This is a genomic window from Candidatus Omnitrophota bacterium (genome assembly GCA_013791745.1).
Lineage (GTDB): Bacteria > CG03 > CG03 > CG03 > CG03 > CG03.
In genome coordinates, this window is the sequence record VMTH01000174.1 from 1 (window position 1) to 4,761 (window position 4,761).

General features: G+C 48.0%; 2 protein-coding genes. Both read right to left on the reverse strand.

Features of this window, described 5'->3' with window-relative positions; translation table 11 throughout:
- Nucleotides 1–851: hypothetical protein (locus FP827_08950; GenBank protein ID MBA3053191.1), on the reverse strand; the 851-nt coding region annotated here is incomplete at its 3' end.
- 69 nt (nt 852–920) lie between these two features.
- Nucleotides 921–4,761, reverse strand: a 3,841-nt coding sequence (locus FP827_08955; protein ID MBA3053192.1) for a hypothetical protein, incomplete at its 5' end; no start/stop codon positions are given.

The window sequence follows — 4,761 nt, forward strand, 5'->3', positions numbered from 1 at the left end:
CCCGATGTGTCCCACTCATATTCATAAGCGCTCTTTGCCGCAACATAATTATTTGACATATCGCATCCGAAGACCTGCTCTCCCGCTATCGTAAATATTCTGAGATTAACTGAAGCGTCTGAAACTCCGCAGTCAAAATGTATCTTCGGAGGTTCCCTTTTCGCCGGATTCGGGTATGCGTAAACCTCTTTCAGCTCAAACACCGCGAGCTTCTCCGGCGCCATAGCTCCCACACCAAGCATCCTTATTCCCGCTTCTGCCGGTATGTCGTTCAAAACTTCCCTCACCGCTAACTTTATCACTTTACCCGACTGCGGCAGACAAACATATAGATAATTTCCCTCTCTGTCCAGGGCAATTCCCGCCGGTTCTTCCTTACCCGCTTTTTTTACAAAGCTTCCGACGTCAATATCCAGCATTTTCTTTCCGTACACATCAAACTTTTTAACGCTGAAGTTTTTGCTGTCTGAAACATATATGTTCCCCGACGCGTCAAATACAGCGTCAACCGGCTGTTTCAAGCCTTCGCTCAGCTCCCTTATTATTTCTCCAGTGCCAGAGTTTATCACAATAATCCTGTTATTTGCAATATCAGCAGCGCATATAATACCCTCGTCATTTACATCTATGCCTCCTAACCGGCTGCCCTCTATCTTTATTTCCGACACATATATCCCGCCGCATGTGAAAACCGCCAGCCTCCCGTTTTTGCTGTCGGCGACATAAACCGCGCCGTCTAACGAGACGGCAATTCCGGCAGGCTCTTTCAGACCTGCACCCTGACCGAATTCAAGAAGCAGATAACCCGTCGCGCTGAATTTCAGCACTCTACCGTTGAGACTATCCGTCACATATACATTCTCATTCCCGTCCGTCGCTACGCCGCCGGGTTTCTTTATTCCATAATCTTTATCTATATTCTAGAGGAGTTTTTCTCTCGGACTGTATTTAGAAACGGGGTTTTGCCCGGAATTCGCAATTTCAACATTCAATCTCTGATCAACTTCCACATCCGTCGGATGTTTCAGCCCTTCTATAACGCCCTTGAGTTCCGGCTCCTTTCTGTAAACTCTTATCTTGCGGACGCAGCTATCGCCCGTAACATCACTCACCGTAAGCCGCAGCGTCAAAATATCACCGCTCATCTCAGGCATCTCCCATTCCGCGAGTATTGCCCTCTCCGCCACCGGCACCGTCGAATATCTTATCGTCTGCCATTTTTGCGGCTTATCCCCCTCTCCCCACTCAAGAGACCAGTCTCTGAACGCGGGCCCGTGTTTGGCGTCGGCATAACCTGTTATGTTCAGGCTTTCGCAATTCACTATCTCCCTATCAACAGGCGATATTATACTTCCTTCAGGCGTAGCGCTCCCATAGAGGCTGTTCTGCGCTCTCGCTGTGGCTGTAAGCGCATTGCTGTTTGCATCAAGCCCGCTTGTCGTCACACCGTCGTTGTTCCCCCAGTTGGAATCTGTTGAGCCGTCCGCAAGAGAATTCTTCCTCTCCATGCTTATCTTTGATGTATTGTCCCCCGCGAACCAGCCCGCTGAACAATCCACTCTGTCCACCGTTCTTCCCCCGGCGTCTTTAAGCGTTAACTCTTCGGCGGTATTATCCAGCGCGCCCGAATATATTAGATCTGCCGTTATATCCGATACCGTATTGTCGTCCGTCCTCTCAAGCAGATAATACGAATAAGGAGCTATACTGCCGCTCAATGTTATATTCGGAGTGCCGTCGGCGGAGGCCAGCGTCCAGTCCGTCAGCGTTACCGTATCTCCCGTATTATTGTACAGCTCTATCCACTCGTCATAATACGAGGCTGCCGTTCCCATCCACGCAATCTCGTTTATTACAACCGACATATAACTTGATTTTGCCTCAGCCGACGCAGAATTTGAAAGTCCGGAAGAGTTGTCGGCCTCATCCACTACTTTCAAAGCAAACCAGTATGTAACTCCCGGCGCCAGTCCTGTCAAAGTCTTCTGCTCCGTAATGCCTGAAATCGACGGAGCCCAGTTGTTTGAATATTCGTCCGAGGAATCAAATTTTATCTCCGTATCAATGGCCCCTTCTGTTGAATATTTTAACACATACGACGACGCTGTTCCTATCGTTCCGTCGTCACCGGTTGCCGACCAGCTCAGTTTAATTTCGCCCTGATTGTCGCCTGTCGCGGCATAAAGATCCGTCACCGCTGAGGGCGCTGTAAGATCCTGCCCCGCCGTAGCGCAAGCTCTTGAAACCGACGTATCTATGTCTGAATAATTATCCGCCTCATCTACCGACTTAACAGCCCACCAGTAAGTGACTCCCGGCTCAAGTCCCGTGATCACCTTGTTCTCTCCGACGCCCGGCGCGCTTATTTGCCAATTCTGCGGGAATTCCTGCGCCGATGACCAGGAAACAGTTCCGGGAATTCCCCCCATGGTTGAGTATTTCACAATATACGCGCCCCATATGTTATTTCCGGTTGTTCCCTCGTCGCCCGGCGCTGTCCAAATTAGAACAATCTCTCCGCCAGTATCACCTGATAAAGCATTTAAATCCGTAACTGCCGACGGTGATATTAAATCCGGCTCGCAATCACTTGAAGAATTTTGCGGATTATAAAAACCCGTGTGTATCGCAAAATCTTCGGAATTGTCATTTGTATCGCGCATATTGCCCGCATATTTATCGCCGCCGCCCGACATGCTTTCCGCTGTTGAAGAAGCGTCTGTTTTCCGCTCAATGCTGTCCCCTGTTGATAATGCCGCATTAACCCCCGAACCCTCAACAGCATTATACGGCGCGGGCGCTCCCCAACCTACTTTATCCAGTATGTAATCTTCGCCGTCGGTTATTATAACTCCTCTTGTCCCTGTCATCTGCGCGGAAAAAGCAGCGTCCGGGGCGGGGCTTATGTTACCTGCGCCTATCAGAAAATATCCCCGAGACGGAACAGTGTGATTCGTCCATGTTATCTGTTTCGCAGTTATGCCGTTTGACGAATTAACTAATTTCAGTTTAAAAGTCCCTGTATCTATCGTTATGTCCTGCTCCGTCGGGTTATATAATTCCACAAATTCGTTACCCGCTCCGTCTGTTCCAACGCAGGCCTCGCTTATCAGCAAATATGTTTTTGCCGCAATTGCGAAAACGGAATTCGATATCTCCGACATGTTGTTTCTCTCGTCAAAAGACTTAACCGCAATGTAATAAGTTGCACCCGGATTTAATCCTGTTAATACCTGAGTTTCCGTGCTCCCCGATGTTTGCGGCTGGCAACTATTACTATAATCAGCAGCGCTGTTCCAATTTGACGCATCTACTGTGAATGTGGCGTATTTTACAATATAACCCGCCGCTGTTCCCGCAAAGCCGTCGTCACCAGGCGCCGTCCAGTTTAATGTTATGGAATACGGTTTATCTCCCATCACAGCGGCAAGAGCTGTAATCGCCGACGGCGCTGTCACATCATACTGCGCCATTGCCTCGGCTATATTGGAAACTTCAGACCAGTTCTGCGCCCTGTCTTTTGTCCATAAAGCGAAATAATATGTCACTCCGCCCGTAAGACCCGTTAATGTCTCCGTAAATAAACTTCCCGGCTCACAGTTGGCAGTGGAAATTTCAATTTGGCAGTCTGCTTTATCCCACGCCTTTGTAAAACTTGAGTAATCAATACTGAATATTCCCGTCAGTACCCCACTCGTCCCGTCATCTCCCGGAGATATCCAACTTAAATTGATTTTACCCTCCGTCTCTCCTGTTTCGGCATTCAGACTCGTCACCGCCGACGGTGGCACAATATCATATTTAAAAACATTACCGCTTGAGGGAATTCCTTCATTTAATGCTAAATCTTTTGCTTTGCTTTGTACTAAGTAATAATGTCCATCTGTCCAATCAGCGGATATATATGTCCAACTGGTTGTTCCATTTGCGAGATTCCATGTCTGAGTCGAAATCCAGATAGAACCATCCCAATAAGATGAATCCGTTTGGTCGTAAATGCTAACCTGCACTTCACTGCTTCCGTTCAGGTCATAGGATGTTCCTGAAATTTCCGTAAGACCTGAAAGATACGAACCATCCGCCGGAACCAATATTGTAGACGTGGGCGCAACCGTATCGTATGTAAAATTTTCAGATACAGGGTCGCCTATATTACCGGCGTTGTCCTCGCCTCTAACCTTTAACAGATATTCCGCATCCTGCCAGAAGGTTTCAGGAGCTAAAATATTATATGACCAGTTAGATGTGCCTTCGCATACATTGTAACTTTCAACGGCTGTCCAGGTCGTTCCGTTCCACCAGAGATTATTTTTCATATTCCGTATGGCAAGGTCAATACTTTTTACGCCGGAAATACTGTCATATGAAGTCCCTGAAACCAAGCCTGCGAACGTGTTTCTAAATTCGTTCTGCTGGGGTATTACAAATTCATATATAGGGCTTTCGTTATCAAAGATAAACGTATGAGCGTTGTCTGACGGCGGAGAAGTCTCGGATTCAAAATTGCCCGCCATGTCTTCCGCACGGGAATGCACAAGGTATGCGCCCCCCACCAGCGCCGGAGCCACAAAAGTCCATGTGCTGCCGTTCAACTGTGTATCATTCCAGCAGGAACTTGCCGTCCAGCTTGATAACCCCGCGTCCCAAGATAAGGATTCGTCATACGTTGAAAGTTTTATGCTCACTTTATCAAGCATAACGCTGTCCGTCGCAAGGCCCGTGAATTCGCTTAGCTGATTGTATATGCATCCATTTTCGGGA